The following is a 19,836-nucleotide window of genomic DNA, read 5'->3' as shown; positions in this document are numbered from 1 at the left end:
GCCTTTCAAAAATTGCAGTGACTAGGGAAGCACGGATTTATTCTTGGCGGCGGTCTTGGCACGGAAAAAACGCCCTGCTGCGTTGCAAATCCTCGCCATACCACCGGTATGGCTGTGGTTTGCGCGCGGCCGGCGAGGCCTTGCCGGCCGCTTTTTCCGTTGCCAATCCCATCCGCCAGAACAAATCCGTGCTTCCCTCGCCTGCCGGGCAATTATATCGACTATGATTCTCGTTAAACTATTATTTCATGGCTAAAACGGGTGTGCCGCCCCGGCCCGCCGTCCCGGCGCCGGCCGGGGTGCGCTACCCGGAACACATAAAACATGACACTGACCGAGCTGAAATACATTGTCGCCGTTGCGCGCGCCAAACACTTCGGCCATGCCGCCGAAGCCTGTTTCGTGGCCCAACCCACCCTGTCCGTCGCCATCAAGAAACTCGAGGACGAGCTGGGCGTGACCCTGTTCGAGCGCGGCGGCTCCGAAGTTTCCGTGACGCCGCTGGGCGCCCAGATCGTGGCCCAGGCCGAGCGGGTGCTGGAGCAGACCGCCGCCATCAAGGAGCTGGCCAAGCAGAACAAGGATCCGCTGGCCGGCCCGCTGCGCCTGGGCGTGATCTACACCATCGGGCCCTACCTGCTGCCGCCGCTGGTGAAGAACCTGATCGACACCGTGCCGCAGATGCCGCTGGTGCTGCAAGAGAACTACACGCATAAACTGCTGGAGCTGCTGCGCCAGGGCGAGCTGGACGCCGCCATCATGGCGCTGCCGCTGCCCGACCACGGCATGTCGGTGCAGCCGCTGTACGACGAGCCGTTCATCGTGGCCATGCCGAAGAGCCACCCATGGGCCGGCCGCAAGGAAATCTCGGCCGAAGACCTCAAGAGCGAAACCATGCTGCTGCTGGGCGCCGGCCACTGCTTCCGCGACCAGGTGCTCGAAGCGTGCCCGGAAATGGCGCGCTTCTCGGCGCCCGGCAACGGCATGCAGCGCACCTTCGAAGGCTCGTCGCTCGAGACGATCCGCCACATGGTCGCCAGCGGCATCGGCCTGACCGTGCTGCCGCGCGCCTCGGTGATCGACCTGCAGGACCCGAACGGCCTGCTGACCTACGTGCCCTTCCTGCCGCCGGCGCCGTCGCGCCGCGTGGTGATCGCCTGGCGCAAGAGCTTCACCCGCCGCGCCGCGATCGATGCCGTCGTGCGCGCGGTGGGCGAATGCCACCTGCCGGGCGTGGACATGGTCACGCTCGAGGCTGCGGCATAGTCTTATCCAGCGTCACCAGGCCTGCATCCTCTCCCCCCTCGCCAGGACCACCCGGCTGTTCCCGGGCGCCGGCCTGCTCCCGCGAAAACACGATCTTCTGGGTCGGGAAGGCGAAGGGGATGCCGGCCGCTTCCAGCCGCTCGTGGATCTTCAGTAGCAGCGTCTCGCGGATGATGACCTGGGTGTCGAACTCGCTCACGTTGATGTACGACCAGACATCGATGTTGAAGGCCCGGTCGTTGATGCTGCCCAGCCGCGCGCGATGGCCCTCGGCCATGTTCTTCTCTTCCGTCAGCACCTGCTGGACGATGGTGATCGCCTCCTTCAGCTTGGCCGACGGAGTGCCGAGCGGCACCGCGATGGTCGGGTTGAACAGGAAGCGGTCGCGCGCCGCGAAGTTCTCGATCTGGCGCGCCGACAGGTCGCCGTTGGGAATCGTGACGACGGTGCGCTCGCCGGTGCGGATGCGGGTCGAGCGGATGCCCACGTCTTCCACGGTGCCGACCACGTCGCCCACCTTGACGAAGTCGCCCACCTGCAGCGGCTTGTCGGCGATCACGGTGACGCTGCCGACCAGGTTTTCCACCGTCTTCTGGGCGCCCAGCGCCAGCGCGATACCGCCGATACCCAGCGCCGCGATACCGGTCGTGACGTCGATGCCGAAGGTGCCGAGGATGGCGACGGCCGAGAATGCCAGCAGCAGGATCTTGGCGGCGCGGCGCGCCAGCGTGATGACCGCCACCACCTGGCGCCGCTGGCTGCGCTGCATGCGCGCGGTGGCCAGCTCGGCGACCGCATCGATCAGCCGCAGGCCGAACCACACCAGGGCGATGACCGAGACGATGTCGGTATAACGCAGCAGCGTCGTGCGCGCGACGATCGACACCGGCAGTTCTTCGGCCCAGTTGTAGAACAGGGCAACCGCGATCAGCAGGCTGGCCGGCGGCAGCGCCGCCTCCATGAAGCGCACCAGGCCGTTGGCGCCCGCGTCGGGTACCAACCTGCGTATGGCGGCGACGATCAGGGCCGCCACCATCCACAGTCCGCCAAAGAGCAGCACCCCGAGTCCGACCAGCATCGCCCAGTCCTTCAGCGGCGCGCCGGCGACGACGAGTTCATTCTTGTCGGGCGCCTGCACCACCGGCTCCTGGCGCGCCGCCTGCGTGACCTGGTCGATCGTCTCGCGCGACACGCGCCAGACCTGGTGGTCGCCGTCCTGGCCGCGAGTCAGCAGGATCGGCACCTTCCTGTCCTGGATGGTCAGGACGCCGACGTTTTCCTGCTCGGCCGGCAAATCGTCGTCGATCTTGCCGATCGCCTCGTTCGACAGCGCGACGAACGGCGACAGCGAACCGCCGTTGTCCAGAAGCGCATGGAAGTTGCGCGCCTGGGTAATGGCGTTGGTGCGCTGGCGGTTACTGCCGGCCGGCATGTCGAGGTACTGGGCGGCGCGATCGTAATCGGGCTCGGCCAGGGCAGAAATCAGGCCCGAGACCATCGAGCGCGGCGTCTCGCGCTTGAGCGGATCGGGAATGACTTCCTCGGCGGGCGGCGCTTCTTCGGCCTGGCCGGCGGCGAAGGCGGTCGATGACAGTGGCGCCGCCAGGGCGATCAACAACAGGAACAGGAAACTGAACGAAGCACGCATAAGCAAGTCGACTCCTCTGACTGGGCATCTGGCTGATGCGGAACAAAAACAAGGCTGAAAATGAAAGCGGACACCCTATGTCCGCTTTCAAGCAAGTCTAGCATCCGGTCGAGTCTGTCCCTCGCACTATTGCCCTGCTTCTACGTTCATTTCACTGCCAATCCCGTCCAATGGGCGGCAAATACCCGTTCTTCGCACACTTGCGCGTCTACGCTATCGGTTTTCAATCGCGCTTGCGGCGGCGCGCCAGCAGCAGGCCGGCCAGCAGCGGCAGCACCATGGCCACCGTCGACGGTTCCGGCACCTGCGCCACGATCGAGAAGGTGTCGCCGGCCGACAGGCCGCTGGTGTCGAGCAGCCAGTCGCTGCGGCCGTCCAACAGGGTCGGATTGCCGAACAGGACGTCGGCCGTCTCGCCGTTGGCGAACTTGATGACGGCGTTATTGCCCGAGTAGCTGGCCGCGGCGCCGGAGAACGAGGACACGCTGCCCGCGCTTGCGTAGCCGATGCCCTGCAGGCCGAAGTTGAACTGGTACATCGACAGACCCACCAGGTTGCGGACGATGGCGCTGAAGCTCAGCGGCCCGGCCAGGTCGGCTTCTTCCAGCACGAAGTTCAGGGTAGTCGTGCTGAAGTCGCGCAGGTCGAGGTCGAACGACACGACGCCGGCTTCGCTGTAGTCGGTCACGAGATTGGCGCCGCTGCTGCCGGTCAGGACGACGGCGCTGGCGGAGTGCGAAAAGGCCAGCGCGCCCAGGGCGATGGCGGAGGCGGCGACGAATTTGTGCATGCTCATGTTCGTTTTCCTTTATAAAAAGTGACGGTTACAGCGGGCCCTTGGCCCACGGGCCCGAGATCGCGAAGGTCACGCCCGGGGTCTGGATGTTCACGAACAGGTAGCGGCCGGTCGGGTCGAAGCAGGCGCCGGCGAATTCGTTGCCGCGCCCGTCGCCGGCGAGCGAAGTCAGCTTGCCGGCGCCCTGCAACTGGGCCGCCGTCAGGTTGATGTTGTTCTTGGCGAAGATGTAGGCATCGCCCGCGCCCGTCAGGCCCATCAGGCGCTGGCCGTAGCCGAAATGGTCGGTGATGGCGCTCGACGCGTCTTCGCAGATCAGGATCGCGTTGCGCGGGCTGACCGTCAGGTTGTCGCCCATATTGCCCACCAGCTGGCTCGGGCTCGAATAGATGCACTTCAGGGTCTGGCGCGCCAGGTCGAGTTCCCAGATCGCGCCGCGGTTGATGTGGCCACCCGAGGTGTCCATCACGTACATCTTGCCCTGGGCGTACCAGATGCCTTCGCCGCGGTTCATGCGCAGCGCGCCTTTCATCCAGCCCTGCACGAAGGGGCCGGCGGCGTTGTTGATGGTCTCGCCGCCCGGGCCGACGCCGCTGCCGCGGTTGGCGTCCGGATTGGCGATCGGCACCCACTCCAGCTCATACGTGTCGTCGACCGAGGCCACCGCCAGGTTGACGTTGTTGCGGCCCTTTACCTTGGCCATCTCGAGCACGCCGCCCATGGCCAGCGAGCCGGGCGCGCCGGTCTTCACATCCGGGATGTAGCGGTAGAAGCCCGACTTGCCCGAGGAATCCTCGGTCAGGTAGACATTGCAGTTGCTCGGGTCGACGGCGGCGGCTTCATGCGCGAAGCGGCCCATGTTGACGATCGGCTGGCCGCTGACCTGTTGCGGATCGGCCGTCACCTCGAACACGTAGCCGTGTTTCTTGCCGCCGGCGCTGACCGTGTCCGAACCGACCTCTTCGCAGGTCAGCCAGGTGCCCCAGGGAGTGATGCCGCCGGCGCAGTTCTGCTGGGTGCCGCCCAGGCTCGGGGTCATGCTGATCCAGTCGCCGTCGCGGAACACCAGGTTGGTGGTGCCGCCGCAGGAACGGTTGCCCGAACTGCCGCTGACGTTACCGGTGTCATACAGGCCATAGGCGTTGATGAAATTGACAGCGGCACTGCCGCTGATTTCATGATTGCGCACCAACACTTGTTCCGTATTGCGACCGACCTTGCGCGTGACGATCACGCCCATGCCGTCGTGGCCGCCCGGGCATGGACGGCCGTCGCTCATGGTGTCGCCGCGCCAGCCATAACTCTTGTAGCTGAAGCCCGGCGGCAGTTGCAGCAGCGGTAGGCCGGTGGAGAGGTCGTTGACCGGGGCGATCGGGCCATAGGGGCTGTCGACCAGGGCGGTCGCGCCATTGGCGGCCAGGGCTTCGCGCGCGTGCAGCGCGGCGAAGGCGCCGACGAAAGGCAGCGCGGAGGCGCCGGCCATGCCCTTGAGCAAGTTGCGCCGCGAAGGCGACATATCGTGTTCGTTCATCGAGATGCTCCAAAGAGTAGGAATCGAGCCGGTGGTCCGGCGTCTGGTGTCGTTGGCCGCGCCCACGCATCGGGCCCGTCCTGTCCCGCCACCCCCGGCAGGACCGATGCATTAAAACAAACAAAAATGTCACATTCATGACGACAAAAAGACAACAATCATGTATTCGCCACGCATTGAATACATCGCGTTGTCATGCACGAGGGATGGCGCCCGTATGGACGGGGACAGAATGGGCGCGCACGGATAAACAGGCTAGAATCGCTGTCTTCTGCTCAACAATTCTTGCCTGTCAAGACGCGATTCACCATGAACAAGCTGGCGCTCTACTTCCGCCTGGTCCGGGCCGACAAGCCGATCGGCATCCTCCTGCTGCTGTGGCCTACCCTGTGGGCGCTGTGGATGGCGTCCGGCGGCGTGCCGGACCTGCAGGTGCTGGCGATCTTCGTCGTCGGCACGGCGCTGATGCGCTCCGCCGGCTGCGCCATTAACGACTATGCCGACCGCGACTTCGACCGCCACGTCAAGCGCACGGTCGACCGCCCGCTCACCAGCGGCAAGATCAGCGGCAAGGAAGCGGTGATGGTGGCGGCGGTGCTGGCCATCGTGTCCTTCCTCTTGATCCTGCCGCTCAATGCGCTGACCAAGCAGCTGTCGGTGGTGGCGGTGGTGGTGGCCGGCACCTATCCCTATTTCAAGCGCTTCTTCGCGATTCCCCAGGCCTATCTCGGCATCGCCTTCGGCTTCGGCATCCCGATGGCCTTCGCCGCCGTGCAGGACCAGGTGCCGGCCGTGGCCTGGTGGCTGCTGGTAGCCAATGTGTTCTGGGCCGTGGCCTACGACACTGCCTACGCCATGGTCGACCGCGACGACGACCTCAAGCTCGGCATGCGCACCTCGGCCATCACTTTCGGACGCTTCGACGTGGCTGCGATCATGCTGTGCTACGGCGCCTCGCTGGCGATCCTGCTGCTGTGCGGCTGGTCGCTGGGCCTGCGCTGGTGGTTCGTGGGCGGGGTGGCGGTGGCGGGCTGCATCGCGCTTTACCACTACACCCTGATCCGCGATCGCGACCGCATGAAGTGCTTCAAGGCGTTCCGCCACAACAACTGGCTGGGCGCCGCACTGTTCATTGGTGTCGCGCTCGACTATGCATTAGGTTAATATTGTCCAAAAGGCATTCACCCACCACACACAAGAGGCCCAAGATGATCGAAAAAATCCCGACCCAGACCGGCACCCGCGACCAACTGGTCAGCGACCTGAAGACCGTGATCCACGATGCCGAATCGTGGCTGCGCAATGGCGGCCAGCTGACCGGCGAAGAGCTGAAGGCCGCCAAGGTCAAGTTCGAGCAGACCCTGGCCTCCGCCAAGACCAGCCTGATCCACGCCGAAGAAACCGTGGTCGAGCGCACCAAGGTCGCCGCCAAGGCCACCGACGAGTACGTCAAGGACAATCCGTGGAAGTCGGTCGGCCTGGGCGCCGCCGTCGGCGTCGTGATCGGCATGCTGATCGCGCGTAAATAACATGACGATCTCCGCGACCGTCGGAAGGATAGGATCCAACCTGCTCGCCATGGTGCGGACCAGGTTGGAACTGGCAGCCATCGAGCTGCAGGAAGAGACGCACCGGCTGATCGGCTATCTGGCCTGGGGCGTCGCGGCCGCCTTTTTCGCGGTGGTCGCGGTGTTGCTGGCGATCCTGTTCGTGCTGGTCCTGTTCTGGGACACCCATCGCCTGCTGGCGATCGGCGTCATGACGGGGCTGTTCGCTCTGGGCAGCCTGCTCGCCTTCTTCAAGGTGCGCGGCGACCTGGTGACGCGTCCGCCGCTCATGGCCGCCACGCTGGCCGAACTGCGCAAGGATGCGCAAGCCGTCAAAGGAGAGCCGATCGATGAGCAGCAATGAAACCCTGGCGGCGCGCCGCCGCTTGCTCGCCGCCCAGTGCGCCGAACAGCGCGCGCTGATGGCGCACGACGTGGCGCTGCTGCGCCATCCGGCCGAACTGGGCGGCGCCCCCGGCTACGTGGCGCAGCACAAGACCGCCGTCCTGGCCGCCGCCGGCCTGGGACTGGGCTTCCTGATCACCAAGCCGAAGTGGGTGGTCGGCGCGGTGACCGGCGCCCTGTCCGCCTACAAGCTGGCGCAGAAGATATTGCCGGTGCTGGGCTGGAGAAAGTTCGAGATCCACTGATCCGGTGCGCGTGAACGCGCCAACCGGGCCGCTGTCCAACCGGACGAGCGACCACGGTTGGAGGCATCATGCGCACACGAATCCTGCGGCCAGTCCGGGCGCTGGCCTTCCTGCTGGCACTGAACTTCCTGTTGCCGCTCTCGGCGGCGGCCATGCAGGCGCAGTCACCCGACGCGCTCGCTTCGCGCGTCGACGGCGCCTATCGCGTCGGCGCCTTTTCCCTGTCCTTCGCCAATAACGGCTTGCGCATCGGCCATGCGGCCGAGCCGGCGCGCATCCTGTGGGCCAGCGTGCCCGGCCGCGCCTTCCTCGGCGCCGCGCAGGGCCAGGCCGACATCCGCCAGTTCGGCACGCCCGACGGCTCCTACCGCATCGACGACAAGCTGCTGGCGCAGTGCCTTGCCCAGAGCATCGATGCGATCGACAACGCGACCGACACGCTGGTCGTGCGTGGTCGCTTGCGCGGTCCGGGCTGCGACGTGGCCTACCGCCTGGCGTTCGACGTGGCCGGCGGCAACCAGCTGCGCTTTCGCCTGCAACTTGAAGGCCCCCAGGCCGCGCAGCTGAACCGCAGCTACTTGCGCCACGCCTCGAGCGCTGATGAACGTTACTTCGGCCTGGGCCAGCAACTGACGTGGTTCGACCAGAAGGGCAAGACCATCCCGGTGCTGGTGCAGGAACACGGCGTCGGCCGTGGCCTGCCCGGCTTCACCCAGCTGTTCGACCTGCTCGAAGGCGGCGGTGGCGGCAGCGAGGTGTCTACCGGCGCCCCAGCGCCGCATTACCTCAGCAGCAAGCTCAATTCGCTATTCCTCGAAAATACCGAGTACAGCATCTTCGATTTCCAGCATCCCGAGCGGGTGGAAATCAAGCTGTTCACAAGCGCGCTGACGGGCCGCATCCTGTATGGCCGCACGCCGCTCGAGCTGATCCGCGAGTACACGGCCTATACCGGCCGCATGCCGCCGCTGCCGGACTGGGTCGGGCGCGGCGCCATCGTCTCGGTGCAGGGCGGCACCGATGAGGCCAATAAAAAGCTCGATACCTTCGAACGCGCCGGCATTCCGCTCGCGGGACTGTGGATCCAGGATTGGTCGGGCGTGCGCATTACGAACGCCGGCAAGCAGCTGTGGTGGAACTGGGAGCTGGATGAAAGCTACTACCCGCGCTGGGATGCGCTGGTCGACCGGCTCGCGCGCCTCGGCGCCCGCATGCTGGTCTACATCAATCCTTTTCTCAGCACCGAGGCCGGCCACGACAGCCTGTACCAGCAGGCACGCCAGGCCGGCTATCTCGTGAAACGCCAGGACGGCACGCCCTACCTGATCCGCAACACTAACTTTGATGCCGCGCTGGTCGACCTCAGCAACCCTGAGGCGCGCACCTGGATCAAGAACGTCATCAAGAACGAGCTCCTCGGCCACACCCGCGCTTCCGGCTGGATGGCCGATTTCGGCGAGGCGCTGCCGTTCGATGCGGTGCTGGCGGACGGTAACGATCCCGCCGCCTGGCATAACCGCTATCCCGAGGAATGGGCGGCTGTGAACCGCGAGGCGATGATGGAGGCTGGACGCGAAGGCGACGTCATCGCCTTTCACCGTTCCGGTTTCACCCGCAGTCCCGGTCAGGGCACCCTGTTCTGGCTCGGCGACCAGCTGCAGACATGGGACGGCTACGACGGCATCCGCACCGCGATCGTCGGCATGCTGTCGGGCGGCGTCTCGGGATACAGCCTGCTGCACAGCGATACTGGCGGCTACAACGCCTTCGGCTTGACGGTGCTCGGCCGGCAAGTGCCCGTCATCGCGAGGAACAAGGAATTATGGATGCGTTGGGTCGAGCTCAATGCGTTCACGGGCGTGCTGCGCACCCACGAGGGCCTGAACCCGGCCATTAGCTGGCAGGTGGATAGCGATGCCGAGACGCTGGCTCACTTTGCGCGCATGAGCAAGATTTTTCGGGCGCTGGGGTTTTATCGGCAGGGGTTGATGCAGCAGGCGGCGGACAGCGGTGCGCCGCTGGTGCGGCATCCTTTTCTGGAGTTTCCATCTGACCAGAATACCTACGCGCTGCGCTACCAGTACATGCTCGGGTCGGATTTCATGGTGGCGCCGGTGGTGACGCGTGGCGCGCAAGCGGTGCGGCTTTATCTGCCGGCCGGGACCTGGATTGACCTCTGGACCGGCAGGCCTTTTGACGCCGGCTCGGGTGCCTGGACCGAGGTGGCGGCGCCCTTTGGCAAGCCGGCGGTGTTCTACAAGGCCGGTTCTGCTGCGGGCGCGCGCCTGGTTACGGCGTTGAGATTAGAAGGATTCTATTAAGCGTCCTTAACTACTCGAGACACCCGTCAGTTTCCTGAGGTTGCCATAAGAGCGACCTCCGAATACACTCAGCCATATCGAAGGTCTGCTATCGGCCAAATGCGGACATTTTATAGATTGATAAGACAGGCGAAAACTTAGCTCAGCTCTGTAGGCTATTACTGCAATGGGTCTGGCGGACAAATAGTTCGCTGGGCGAGCAAATTGGTAGCACCGTTTTAGGCGTAGGTTACAGCCAACACTAGCCTTAAGGCCACCTCGAAAAACCTCGGCCGAGATACGCGCGGCTGAGTAAAATCCTGACATCGAACCAAGCCAGCGAGTGCCGTCATGATGAAATCCCAGATCAGTCTGTTTGCCGAGCAGGAGCGTGAGGACCGGCGTGGAAAGCTGGGGGATCCGTTGGTGAGCTTGGCCGAGCACGTGGATTTCGAGGCGCTGGCGGAGCGCATCGATGTCGCTGCACCGCGTCCTTCGCGCGCCAATGGGGGCCGTCCGCCATACCCGGCGGTCTTGATGATCAAGATCCTGGTGCTGCAACAGCTCTACAACCTGGCCGACGATGCGCTGGAGTACCAGTTGCTGGATCGCTGCAGCTTCCTGCGTTTCCTGGATTTGACCGAGAGCAGCAGCATTCCCGACGCCAAGACAATCTGGCTGTTCCGTGATCGTCTGGCCCAGGCTGGCGTAGGAAATCAGGTATTCGAGCAGGTCCAGCAACAGCTGCTGTCGCAGGGCTACCTGGCGCGTTGCGGACAGATCGTCGACGCATCGCTCGTGCAAGCCCCGGTCCAGCGCAACAAGCGGGAAGAAGCCGAGACGGTCAAGGAGGGCATGATGCCGCTGAGCTGGAAACCGCATAAGCGCGCTCAGAAGGATGTCGATGCGAAGTGGACCAAAAAGCATGGCAAGAACCACTTCGGCTACAAACTGCATGCCAGCGTCGACAAGCGTTGCAAGCTGATCCGCAAGATCGCCATCACACATGCTGCCGTGGCCGACACCACCGTCTTCGAGGAGTTGCTCGACCTGAGCAACACGAGCCGGGATGTCTATGCCGATCGGGGATGTCCCAGCATTGAACTCTAAGCCAGCTTGAAGCAAGCCAGCTGGCGGGTGCATATTCAGCGGTGCGGTCATGCGACCAAGGGCATTTCCGAGACACAGAAACGGAGCAACCGCGCGATCGCCACGCCGCGCGCCCGTGTCGAGCATGTGTTTGGCGCCCTGGCCCAGATGGGCGGCAAACTGGTGCGCTGTCTGGGAATCGTGCGCACCACGTTCGTTTTGCAACTGAAGGCCGCCAGTTACAACCTCAAGCGTCTCGTCTTTTTGAAAGAACGCGGCCTGGCGCCGTTCTAAACAGCAGTTCGGCAGCCTTCGGCTGCCAAACCTGCCCGGACCCAAGGTGCTGGACACTTCGCAAATAACGCTGTTGGGCTTTGCTGAAAGGCAGAATCACGCCTCGCGTTGCGTCGCTCACATCGAAAGCGGGTTATTCGAGGTGGCCTTAATTAATGGGCACTCCGCGATTACGAAGTCTCGCGCATCAATATAACGCGGAACTTGAAACCAACACTTACATAATAAAGGGAGAAATAGATAGCGCACTAATGAAGTTCTTCTCGGTTGAATACTCTGGGCTGTGGTTGGGATTGAGCATTGCTCGATGATGGGGTGGGGGGCGGGTGGCGAATTCGGTTTCACTGAAGACGACGCGCATTTCGGGCTGGCGGGGTGGAATGGTAATCCCCCCATTTTTAGAGCGCGCTAAAAGTAGAGGTTAAGCGGCAAGGGAAAGTTTCTGTTTTGGTGTGATGCCGCCGAGCGCCATATTGGGCCGGTCGTGATTGTAGGTCCACAGCCAGCGGGTGGCAAATTCCTGGATTTGGTCGAGCGTTTCAAAGAGGTTGTGCGCTAGCCAATCGTAGCGCACGGTCCTGTTGTATCGCTCGACGTAGGCGTTTTGCTGAGGCTGGCCTGGCTGGATGAAATCGATGCGGATGCCGTGCCTGGCGGCCCAAGCCAACGTCATGGCGCTGATATATTCGGGGCCGTTGTCGCAGCGGATCGCCTCCGGTTTGCCGCGCCATTCGATGATCCGGTCCAATGATCTGATAACGCGTTCGGATGGCAGCGAGAAGTCGACCTCGATTCCCAAGCCTTCACGATTGAAGTCATCGATGACGTTGAATAGGCGGATGCTGCGGCCGTCGGCAAGCTGGTCATGCATGAAGTCCATCGACCAGCTTTGGTTGATTGCGGTCGGCACGGCCAATGGCAGTGGCTTCTCGCGCACCAGACGATGGCGCGGCTTGATCCGCAGGTTCAGCTCGAGTTCGCGGTAGATCCTGTAGACCCTCTTATGGTTCCACTTGAATCCCTTAACGTTGCGCAGGTACAGGAAGCACAGCCCGAAGCCCCAGTTGCGCTGGTTGTTCGTCAGCCGCACCAGCCAGTCGGCGATGACGTTGTTCTCTTCGTCCAGCTTCGCCTTGTAGCGGTAGCAGGTCTGGCTGATGCCAAACGCTCGGCAAGCCAGGTTAATCGTGGCTGACCGCTGTGCCACGGCCCACTGCGCCATCTCTCGCCGCTGAGATGGCGCTACCACTTTTTTGTCAGCGCCTCGGCCACAATCTCGGCCTTCAGACGTTCCTCGGCATACATTTTCTTCAAGCGCCGATTCTCGTCTTCGAGCTCCTTCATGCGTGCCATCAGCGACGCATCCATGCCGCCGTACTTGGCGCGCCATTTGTAGAACGTGGCGTTGCTGATGCCGTGCTCGCGGCATAGTTCCGGGACAGGGCTGCCAGCTTCGGCTTGCTTGAGGATGGCGATGATCTGGCTGTCGGTAAAGCGGGACGTCTTCATGTAGAGCTTTCTGTTAAGTAGAAAATTCTACTTCTAAACACGCTCTTTTTGCGGGGGGATTACCGAATGTAATGACGAGCGGCGCGCGCGTATTGACGCACGGTAGCCCGTAAAATATCGTTTAGAATATATTTGGAGAGATTTGTATGAATTCACCCGTGCTAGAATTTCTTACCGATAGCAAGTGCTGCGGCTTAACCTAAGGAGAATTCAATGCATGAACTTACGATGAATGAAATCAATGAAGTCAATGGTGGTCTGAGCATCTCATGGGACTTCGATGGTATGTCTGCTGGAGCTATCGGTGGCGCCATTGCGGGCACCATGGGCGGCGCACTTGCCGGTCCCCAAGGTATGGCAGCAGGCTTCTTTGGCGGCTTGGTGGGCGGAGCCATTGCCGGAGGCCTCAAAATTGAAAATGACATGGAGGCAATTCTCAGAAAGAATAAGCCCTAACGGCGATTGGTTAAATACAATTAATTCGCGTTACAAGAATGGAGTCCATATGACTAAGAAAATACTGATGGCTCTAGGTGCAACTGTGATCTTCGCACTCCTGTTCCCGTGGATCTATTCATTAGTAAACACAGCCGGTGGGGAGCCAGCCTCGGTAGTCGTTTCATCTGTAATATTTTTCATTGCGATGATGGCTGTATTCACTGTTAGTTCGCGCAAGAAGAGGTAAAATAAGAGCGCCCGGAACTTGTTTCGAGCGCTCTATTCTTTGAATCTAGTTGAACATCTATTTGAAGTTAGATCACTAATTCTTAATTTTAGTCTTAATCTAGATATAAAAATATCTTCCATCTGTGCTGCAGGAGCTTTTGAGAATCAGTTGCAGGGAAGGCCATTAAGTTTTCCCAGTTATTTCTTTAAATGAAGTTTTCCTGAATAATAGTATTTTTATTTGGCTTTTTATCCAATAGCTGCCGGTTCAAAGAGATTACCTTGCGCGAAACTGTTGCCAATTCGGACGAACACAAAGCAAATTTGCTCACTGAGCAGTCCTCAACCGCTGCGCCTGCACCGACAACGTACCAGGGGCCGGGCTCTACAAACCTGTTCCGAAAGCAAGCTATTGAACATATGACAGTGCGCCAATATGGCACGGTCGTCCTAACCACCTCGTTATACACAAGTCCGCCAGCCTCACCACGCCGGCTGAAAATCCCGTTTACTTTCAATGACTTGCCAGCGCCCTTGTAAACCTTTGCAAAATCGCGTTTACTCTCGTCTTTTGCGTGGCGCAATTGGCGAGCAAATCGAAGGGATGGACCGATTCGGAGTTTGAGCAACTCGACCTGGGCGACGCGCGCCTGAACCGGCGAGCGAGGACACTGATGGAAACAATGGCGGGGGCACCGACGGCGAGCGTGCCAAAGGCCTGTAACGGCTGGGGTGAGACGATGGCCGCGTATCGCTTCTTCGACAATGACGGCGTCGACTGGCGGGCAATCCTGGAGCCGCACTGGCAGCAAACGGAACGGCGAATGGCCGAGCAGTCGGTGGTGCTGTGTCTGCAGGACACGACCGAACTGGACTTTAACGGACAGCAGGCGCGCGGCCTCGGACCGCTCAGCTATGAAGCGCAGCGCGGCATGTACGTCCACCCCACCTACGCGGTGACGACGGCGCGCGAGCCGCTGGGGATCCTGGACGTGTGGATGTGGGCGCGCGCGCTGCGCGACACCAACGGCCAGCGCGGCGGCCCCAAGGAAAGCCTGCGCTGGATCGAAGGCTACGAAAGACTGGCGGAACTGGCACCGCGCCTGCCCGCCACGCGCTTGGTGTATGTGGCCGACCGCGAGGCGGACATGCTGCCCTTGATGGCGCGGGCGCAGCAGCTCGACTGCCCGGTGGACTGGCTGGTGCGCGCCGCGCACAACCGCTGCTTGCCCAACAGCGAGAAGCTGTGGCCGCATGCCACGGAAGGCGCGCCGCTGGGGGAAATCGAGTTCGCGCTGGCCGCGCGGCCGGGCGCCAAGGCGCGCATCGTGCGCCAGCAGCTGTGGGCACGCCGGGTCGAACTGAACGCGGGCAAGGGCAAGGTGGTGACCGCCACATGCATCGTGGCGCGTGAACACGGCGCTCCGGCCGGCGTCAAGCCGATCGAATGGCGCCTGCTGACGAACCGGGTCGCCACCAGCGCGGCCGAGGTGGCCGAATTGATCGACTGGTATCGCGCCCGCTGGGAAATTGAAATGCTGTTCAATGTGCTCAAGAACGGCTGCAAGGTCGAGGAACTTCAGCTGGGCACGATCGAGCGCATCGAGCGCGCACTGGCGCTGTACTTGGTCGTAGCCTGGCGCATTGCCTATCTGGTACGCATGGGCCGTACCTGCCCGAACCTGGATGCCCACTTGTTCTTTGATCCCGATGAGATACGCGGCGCCTACTTGCTCAACAAATTACGCCCCCAGCCCAACCCGGCGTTAAACGAAGTAATACGCTTGATCGCCCGCGCGGGCGGCTTCTTGGGCCGAAAAGGTGATGGCGAACCTGGTGCCAAGACCCTCTGGGAAGGGCTGCGCGACGTGCGCGCCTCAGCTCTCACCCTTCAAGCACTACGCGAACTTGGAGACTGACGAGTTGTGTATAACGAGGTGCGTCCTAACCCGTCCGGTCACACATCTAGTTCTAACAGGCGTGTTCGTGACACTTGCATTGCTTTTAATCGCCTTCTTTGCCTTTTTCGAGACTACGCGCAAGTCGCACGTCCAAGGCATGCTGGTGCCTACTGCCGGTGTGATCAGGATATTTGCAAGCCAGGTCGGTGTGATTAGCGAAATTCACGTTAAAGAAGGCCAATTCGTGCGCACAGGTGATATCTTATTCGTCCTTTCAAGCGAGCGCAGCAATTCTGACGCGCGTTCCACGGAGGCATTGATCTCCGATTTGCTGGTGCGGCGCCGGGATAGCTTTCAAATCGAACTGCAGCAAGCTAAAGTTCAGGCCGGGTATCGCCGCGCAGCGATGCTACAGCGCGCCCGGGATCTCGAAGGAGAGATCAAACGGCTCGAGAGTCAGGCACTTATGCAAAAGCAGCGAATTGCCCTGTCTGAACAAACTGTCATGCGATATGCGCAGTTGAAGGAAACCAACTACATCTCTGCAGCACAACTTCAGGAGCGCGAAGCGGAACTGCTCGACCAACGTCAGCGCCTGCTCGAGATCGAGCGAATCTGCTCTGCTACTCGGCGCGATTTGGCAGGTACTCAAGCGGAAGCTCAGGATATCGAGGTACAGGCGCTGCGTGACGAAAGCGCCTTGCGCCGCAGTGCCTCCACGCTCGAGCAGGACCTCACCGAAAATGAGGCACGGCGCGGGATTCCTGTGCGGGCACGCCAAAGTGGCACGATCACGGCGATTACTGCCAATCTTGGCCAGACGGTGGGGACTGCAGTCTCACTAGCATCAATCCTGCCTGAAGGAAATAAGCTGGAGGCGGAAATGTTTGTACCGTCACGGGCGGTAGGCTTCGTCAAACCCGGCATGTCGGCCATGCTGCGCTACCAAGCTTTCCCCTACCAGAAATTCGGACAGCACCAGGCCCGCGTGCGCGAGGTGGCCACTACCTCTGTACGCCCCGAGGAGCTGCCGACCTCAGCGGCGGCGATGCCAGGTGCGGCCCAGTCGGAGCCAGTCTACCGTATTCGTATTGAGCTTGACCAGCAAACCGTCCGTGCCTATGGTACGGCGATGCCACTGCGGTCGGGCATGTTGGTTGACGCTAGCGTCTTGCTCGAGCGCCGCAAACTCTACGAATGGGTGTTGGAACCGCTGTTCAGTATCTCAGGCCGCCTGTAATCGGAAGGTCTGTATCTCACCGTCCTGCCGATCCCTCGCGCGTTGTCGCGGTCGGCTTATCCCTGATCGTAGCTGAAACATGCAATTTCCCATTCTTTCCCGGTTAGCTTTTTGGAGTAGTCGTCGGCTACCCATTCTGATGCAGACCGAAGCGGCCGAATGCGGTCTGGCATGCCTCGCGATGATTTCAAGTTATTGGGGCCACCAGATCGACATCCCGAGCATGCGCCGCCGCTTTTCGGTGTCGATGAAAGGCGTGAACCTGAAGGGCTTAATGGCGATGGCGAGCGGTTTGTCTCTGCAGACCCGACCGCTCAAATTGGACTTACAGCATCTGCCCGAGCTGAAACTGCCTTGCATCCTGCACTGGGATCTAAATCACTTTGTCGTGCTCAAGTCCGTCACGGCCAAACATGCGGTCATGCACGATCCGGCCGTCGGTGAACGTCGCATGGCCATGGGCGAATTCATCAAACACTTCACCGGCGTTGCTCTCGAACTAACGCCCACTGCGCAGTTCGAGGTCAGGGAAGAACGTCAGAATTTCTCCCTGTTCGCCCTCATGGGACGCGTGGTCGGCCTGCGCCGTAGCCTGTTTCAGTTGCTGGCACTTGGTTTGGCTCTGCAGGTCTGTGCTTTAGTTGCGCCCTTCTACATGCAGTGGATTGTGGACGAAGCGCTGCTGGCCGCAGACCGCGACCTGATCACGGTGCTAGGCTGCGGCTTCTTACTACTCGTGTTACTCCAGACCGCCATTGGGGCTGTACGCTCTTGGGTCACCACCGTAATGTCCACCAGCCTAAACCTGCAATGGCTGGGCAATGTGTTTTCGCACCTGCTGAAGCTGCCGCTGACGTACTTTGAAAAACGCCATACCGGCGACATCGTATCGCGCTTTGGGTCAATACAGCGAATGCAGGCTAGCCTGACCACTCAGTTCGTCGAAGGCGTCATCGACGGAATATTGGTGGTGGGTACCTTGATCATGATGCTCTTGTACAGCACAACACTGGCCGCCGTTGCCTGCGTTGCCGTGATGCTGTATGCCTTTCTACGTTGGGCTATGTTTAGCGCCCTGCGTGCCGCGAACTCCGAGCAGATTATCCACGCCGCAAAACAGCAGAGCCATTTCATGGAAACGGTGCGCGGTATGCAAAGCATTCGGCTGTTCGGACGCAGCGATGAACGCCGTTCAGGTTGGATGAACTCTCTAACCGAAGAATTCAACGCCAACTTGCGCATAGCCAAATTATCAGTTTCGTACCAAACCGCCAACACCTTTCTTTTTAATAGCGAGCGTGTGATAGTAATATGGCTTGCAGCTTTGGCGGTCCTAAACAACGCATTCTCAGTTGGTATGATGTTTGCGTTCATCAGCTATAAGGACCAGTTCAGTCAGCGCATGGCCAGTCTTATCGATAAGCTCTTCGAACTGCGCATGATTCGTCTACACGGCGAACGTCTAGCTGACATCGTGCTAACCGAAGCAGAAGTGGAAAACGCTATGGCCGAAGTCGACCCAAGCCTCCTCAGTCCCTCGATAGAGATCAAGAACCTAAGTTTTCGCTATTCCGATAGCGAACCTGAGGTTATTAAGGAACTGAATCTAAGCATTTCAGCCGGACAATGCGTTGCAATCACCGGCCCTTCAGGCTGCGGCAAGACGACTTTGATGAAACTGCTGCTCGGCCTACTGAGCCCAACTGACGGCGAAATCCGCGTTGGCAACGTAGCGCTTGGACACATCGGTATGGCGAATTACCGTAACATGCTGGGAACAGTAATGCAAGACGACACCCTTTTTGCTGGCTCGATTGCGGATAACATCGCTTTTTTCGATCCAATGATCGATATGCAGCGTGTTCACCAATGCGCTCAACTAGCGGCCATCGCAACCGAGATTGCCGCTATGCCAATGGCTTTTAATACCTTGATAGGCGACATTGGCACCGGATTATCTGGCGGGCAGAAACAGCGAATTCTATTGGCAAGGTCATTGTATAAACAGCCGAAGATCCTGGTTTTGGACGAAGCAACTAGCCATCTTGATGTATGGAACGAGCAAGCCGTCAACCAGGCTATACAGAAGATTCCGCTTACTCGAATCATCGTTGCGCATCGTCCGGAAACGATCCAAATGGCAGAGCGTATAATTGTCCTGCATAACGGTAAAGTAGCTCAGGATGTTACCAAGACGATTTCAGACGACAAACAGGCAGCTTAAGGTCACCTCGAAAAACCTCGACCGAGATACCCGCGGCTGAGTAAAATCCTGACATCGAACCAAGCCAGCGAGTGCCGTCATGATGAAACCCCGGATCAGTCTGTTTGCCGAGCAGGAGCGTGAGGACCGGCGCGCAAAGCTGGGTGATCCTTTGGTGGCTTGGTCGAGCACGTGGATTTCGAGGCGCTGGCGGAGCGCATCGATGTCGCTGCACCGCGTCCTTCGCGCGCCAATGGCGCCCGTCCGCGTTACCCGACGGTCTTGATGATCAAGATCCTGATGCTGCAACAGCTCTACAACCTAGCCGACGACGCGCTGGAGTACCAGTTGCTGGATCGCCGCAGCTTCCTGCGTTTCCTGGATTTGACCGAGATAAGTTTGCTTGTGAAGTAAATTTATCAGGGCTTCCCTGATGTTATGTGGAGATTATTATCAATTCTATGTTCAGGACTAGAAAGTAAGCGTGCAGCCCAACCACCTGTAATGTCGCCGCGATGACATGCAGACTCGAGGTTTTCTACTTCGAGGATCCCATGACCCGTCAACGCATTTCCGCATCGACCTGGCATGAGCATGTCGCGCATTGGCGCAGCAGCGGACTGCCTGTCCAAGCCTATGCCCACGAGCATAATATCGGCGTGGAGCGCCTCAGATACTGGGTGCGCCGCATCGAGCGCATGGCCAGTGGCACCCAGCTGCTGCCGGTGCGCATTGGCTCTCCAGGCTCTTCGACTCCCCTGGAACTGCGCAGCGCCTCGGGCTGGAGCCTGCGCATGGATGGCGGCGTCGATGCCGCCTGGCTGGCCAGACTACTGCAGGAGTTGCGGTGAAACTGCTGCCCGAATCGATCTGGCTGGCTGTCGAGCCAGTCGACATGCGCACCGGCATCGACGGACTGTCGCTGCACGTGCAGCAGGCCTTGGGCCGCGCGCCCTGCGATGGGACAGCCTACGTGTTCAGCAACCGGCGCCGCACGCGGATCAAGGTGGTGAGCTGGGATGGCACTGGCGTGTGGATGTGCCTGCGCCGTCTGCATCGGGGCCAGTTCGTCTGGCCGCAGCCGGGCGAGAGTTGCTGGCAGCTCAGTGCCGAGCAGTGGCAGTGGCTGGTGATGGGCGTGGACTGGCAGCGCCTGTCGGCCCAGGCGCCGGCACAGTGGCGGCTATAGATGCCGA

General features: G+C 60.9%; 17 protein-coding genes and 1 pseudogene. 14 read left to right on the top strand and 4 right to left on the bottom strand.

Translation table 11 applies throughout. The annotated features are described in order from the left end of the window. The first annotated feature begins 324 nt into the window (after positions 1-324). Positions 325-1,266, top strand: a complete 942-nt coding sequence (locus HMPREF9710_RS16195; RefSeq protein WP_005668093.1) for a LysR substrate-binding domain-containing protein — start codon at positions 325-327, stop codon at positions 1,264-1,266. On the opposite strand, the gene HMPREF9710_RS16190 is transcribed toward HMPREF9710_RS16195, so the two are convergent. The 3 genes from HMPREF9710_RS16190 to HMPREF9710_RS16180 form a co-directional block, all read right to left on the bottom strand. Next, positions 1,244-2,914: a mechanosensitive ion channel family protein gene (locus HMPREF9710_RS16190; RefSeq protein WP_005668091.1), complete on the bottom strand. Its 1,671-nt coding sequence runs from the start codon at positions 2,912-2,914 to the stop codon at positions 1,244-1,246. The genes HMPREF9710_RS16195 and HMPREF9710_RS16190 overlap by 23 nt on opposite strands. 223 nt (positions 2,915-3,137) lie before the next feature. Then, positions 3,138-3,710, bottom strand: a complete 573-nt coding sequence (locus HMPREF9710_RS16185) for a PEP-CTERM sorting domain-containing protein (RefSeq protein WP_005668089.1) — start codon at positions 3,708-3,710, stop codon at positions 3,138-3,140. 28 nt (positions 3,711-3,738) lie between these two features. Then, positions 3,739-5,241: a PhoX family protein gene (locus HMPREF9710_RS16180; RefSeq protein WP_005668086.1), complete on the bottom strand. Its 1,503-nt coding sequence runs from the start codon at positions 5,239-5,241 to the stop codon at positions 3,739-3,741. Between the two features lie 309 nt (positions 5,242-5,550). Between HMPREF9710_RS16180 and ubiA the strand changes: the two genes are divergently transcribed. The 6 genes and pseudogenes from ubiA (at position 5,551) to HMPREF9710_RS16150 (ending at position 11,121) form a co-directional block, all read left to right on the top strand. Further along, positions 5,551-6,405 (top strand): 4-hydroxybenzoate octaprenyltransferase, encoded by an 855-nt coding sequence (ubiA, locus tag HMPREF9710_RS16175; protein ID WP_005668084.1) that lies wholly within the window; start codon positions 5,551-5,553, stop codon positions 6,403-6,405. 44 nt (positions 6,406-6,449) lie between these two features. After that, complete coding sequence (locus HMPREF9710_RS16170) at positions 6,450-6,770, top strand: ElaB/YgaM/YqjD family protein (protein ID WP_005668083.1); 321 nt, start codon at positions 6,450-6,452, stop codon at positions 6,768-6,770. 1 nt (position 6,771) lies between these two features. Further along, positions 6,772-7,152 carry a phage holin family protein gene (locus HMPREF9710_RS16165; RefSeq protein ID WP_005668082.1) on the top strand — a complete coding sequence of 127 codons (381 nt, stop codon included), beginning with the start codon at positions 6,772-6,774 and terminating at the stop codon, positions 7,150-7,152. After that, positions 7,139-7,438 (top strand): hypothetical protein, encoded by a 300-nt coding sequence (locus HMPREF9710_RS16160; protein ID WP_005668080.1) that lies wholly within the window; start codon positions 7,139-7,141, stop codon positions 7,436-7,438. Before HMPREF9710_RS16165 ends, HMPREF9710_RS16160 begins: the two co-directional genes overlap by 14 nt. 68 nt (positions 7,439-7,506) lie before the next feature. Next, positions 7,507-9,759: an alpha-glucosidase gene (locus HMPREF9710_RS16155; RefSeq protein WP_005668078.1), complete on the top strand. Its 2,253-nt coding sequence runs from the start codon at positions 7,507-7,509 to the stop codon at positions 9,757-9,759. A 330-nt stretch (positions 9,760-10,089) separates the two neighbouring features. Next, positions 10,090-11,121 (top strand): annotated as a pseudogene (locus HMPREF9710_RS16150) (IS5 family transposase). A gap of 421 nt (positions 11,122-11,542) precedes the next feature. Here HMPREF9710_RS16150 and HMPREF9710_RS16145 read toward each other — a convergent pair. Then, positions 11,543-12,630, bottom strand: a protein-coding gene (locus HMPREF9710_RS16145; RefSeq protein WP_229409843.1) for an IS3 family transposase whose coding sequence is annotated in 2 segments (ribosomal slippage) — positions 11,543-12,378 and positions 12,378-12,630 — 1,089 coding nt in all. Because the reading frame shifts where the segments join, the coding sequence is not laid out codon by codon here. Positions 12,631-12,843: 213 nt separating this feature from the next. On the opposite strand from HMPREF9710_RS16145, the gene HMPREF9710_RS16135 reads away from it, so the two are divergent. The 7 genes from HMPREF9710_RS16135 (at position 12,844) to tnpB (ending at position 19,829) form a co-directional block, all read left to right on the top strand. Then, entirely contained in the window at positions 12,844-13,086 is a 243-nt protein-coding gene (locus tag HMPREF9710_RS16135; RefSeq protein ID WP_005668069.1) for a hypothetical protein, read from the top strand. 794 nt (positions 13,087-13,880) lie between these two features. Further along, a complete protein-coding gene (locus HMPREF9710_RS16130; protein ID WP_040775238.1) occupies positions 13,881-15,215 on the top strand; it encodes an IS4 family transposase in 1,335 nt (444 codons plus the stop codon). A gap of 67 nt (positions 15,216-15,282) precedes the next feature. Continuing rightward, complete coding sequence (locus HMPREF9710_RS16125) at positions 15,283-16,437, top strand: HlyD family secretion protein (RefSeq protein ID WP_051205125.1); 1,155 nt, start codon at positions 15,283-15,285, stop codon at positions 16,435-16,437. Between the two features lie 79 nt (positions 16,438-16,516). After that, a complete protein-coding gene (locus HMPREF9710_RS16120) occupies positions 16,517-18,661 on the top strand; it encodes a peptidase domain-containing ABC transporter (protein ID WP_040776932.1) in 2,145 nt (714 codons plus the stop codon). 171 nt (positions 18,662-18,832) lie between these two features. Next, positions 18,833-19,054: an IS5 family transposase gene (locus HMPREF9710_RS28925; protein ID WP_005668064.1), complete on the top strand. Its 222-nt coding sequence runs from the start codon at positions 18,833-18,835 to the stop codon at positions 19,052-19,054. A gap of 140 nt (positions 19,055-19,194) precedes the next feature. Further along, positions 19,195-19,491 (top strand): IS66 family insertion sequence element accessory protein TnpA, encoded by a 297-nt coding sequence (gene tnpA / locus HMPREF9710_RS16110; protein WP_005664128.1) that lies wholly within the window; start codon positions 19,195-19,197, stop codon positions 19,489-19,491. Further along, positions 19,488-19,829 carry an IS66 family insertion sequence element accessory protein TnpB gene (tnpB, locus tag HMPREF9710_RS16105; protein ID WP_005664131.1) on the top strand — a complete coding sequence of 114 codons (342 nt, stop codon included), beginning with the start codon at positions 19,488-19,490 and terminating at the stop codon, positions 19,827-19,829. The genes tnpA and tnpB overlap by 4 nt, the downstream gene beginning before the upstream one ends. Positions 19,830-19,836 lie beyond the last annotated feature (7 nt).

The sequence above is a fragment of the Massilia timonae CCUG 45783 genome (assembly GCF_000315425.1).
GTDB classification, from domain to species: Bacteria; Pseudomonadota; Gammaproteobacteria; order Burkholderiales; family Burkholderiaceae_D; genus Telluria; species Telluria timonae.
Note: the sequence above shows the minus strand (reverse complement) of the source record. Positions and strands in the feature narration are given on the sequence as shown.

What these genes read in the sequence shown, in the direction of transcription:
- HMPREF9710_RS16195 (WP_005668093.1), top strand. Translation starts at nt 325, where the DNA reads ATGACACTGACCGAGCTGAAATACATTGTCGCCGTTGCGCGCGCCAAA.
- HMPREF9710_RS16190 (WP_005668091.1), bottom strand. Translation starts at nt 2,914, where the DNA reads ATGCGTGCTTCGTTCAGTTTCCTGTTCCTGTTGTTGATCGCCCTGGCG.
- HMPREF9710_RS16185 (WP_005668089.1), bottom strand. Translation starts at nt 3,710, where the DNA reads ATGAGCATGCACAAATTCGTCGCCGCCTCCGCCATCGCCCTGGGCGCG.
- HMPREF9710_RS16180 (WP_005668086.1), bottom strand. Translation starts at nt 5,241, where the DNA reads ATGAACGAACACGATATGTCGCCTTCGCGGCGCAACTTGCTCAAGGGC.
- ubiA (WP_005668084.1), top strand. Translation starts at nt 5,551, where the DNA reads ATGAACAAGCTGGCGCTCTACTTCCGCCTGGTCCGGGCCGACAAGCCG.
- HMPREF9710_RS16170 (WP_005668083.1), top strand. Translation starts at nt 6,450, where the DNA reads ATGATCGAAAAAATCCCGACCCAGACCGGCACCCGCGACCAACTGGTC.
- HMPREF9710_RS16165 (WP_005668082.1), top strand. Translation starts at nt 6,772, where the DNA reads ATGACGATCTCCGCGACCGTCGGAAGGATAGGATCCAACCTGCTCGCC.
- HMPREF9710_RS16160 (WP_005668080.1), top strand. Translation starts at nt 7,139, where the DNA reads ATGAGCAGCAATGAAACCCTGGCGGCGCGCCGCCGCTTGCTCGCCGCC.
- HMPREF9710_RS16155 (WP_005668078.1), top strand. Translation starts at nt 7,507, where the DNA reads ATGCGCACACGAATCCTGCGGCCAGTCCGGGCGCTGGCCTTCCTGCTG.
- HMPREF9710_RS16135 (WP_005668069.1), top strand. Translation starts at nt 12,844, where the DNA reads ATGCATGAACTTACGATGAATGAAATCAATGAAGTCAATGGTGGTCTG.
- HMPREF9710_RS16120 (WP_040776932.1), top strand. Translation starts at nt 16,517, where the DNA reads ATGCAATTTCCCATTCTTTCCCGGTTAGCTTTTTGGAGTAGTCGTCGG.
- tnpA (WP_005664128.1), top strand. Translation starts at nt 19,195, where the DNA reads ATGACCCGTCAACGCATTTCCGCATCGACCTGGCATGAGCATGTCGCG.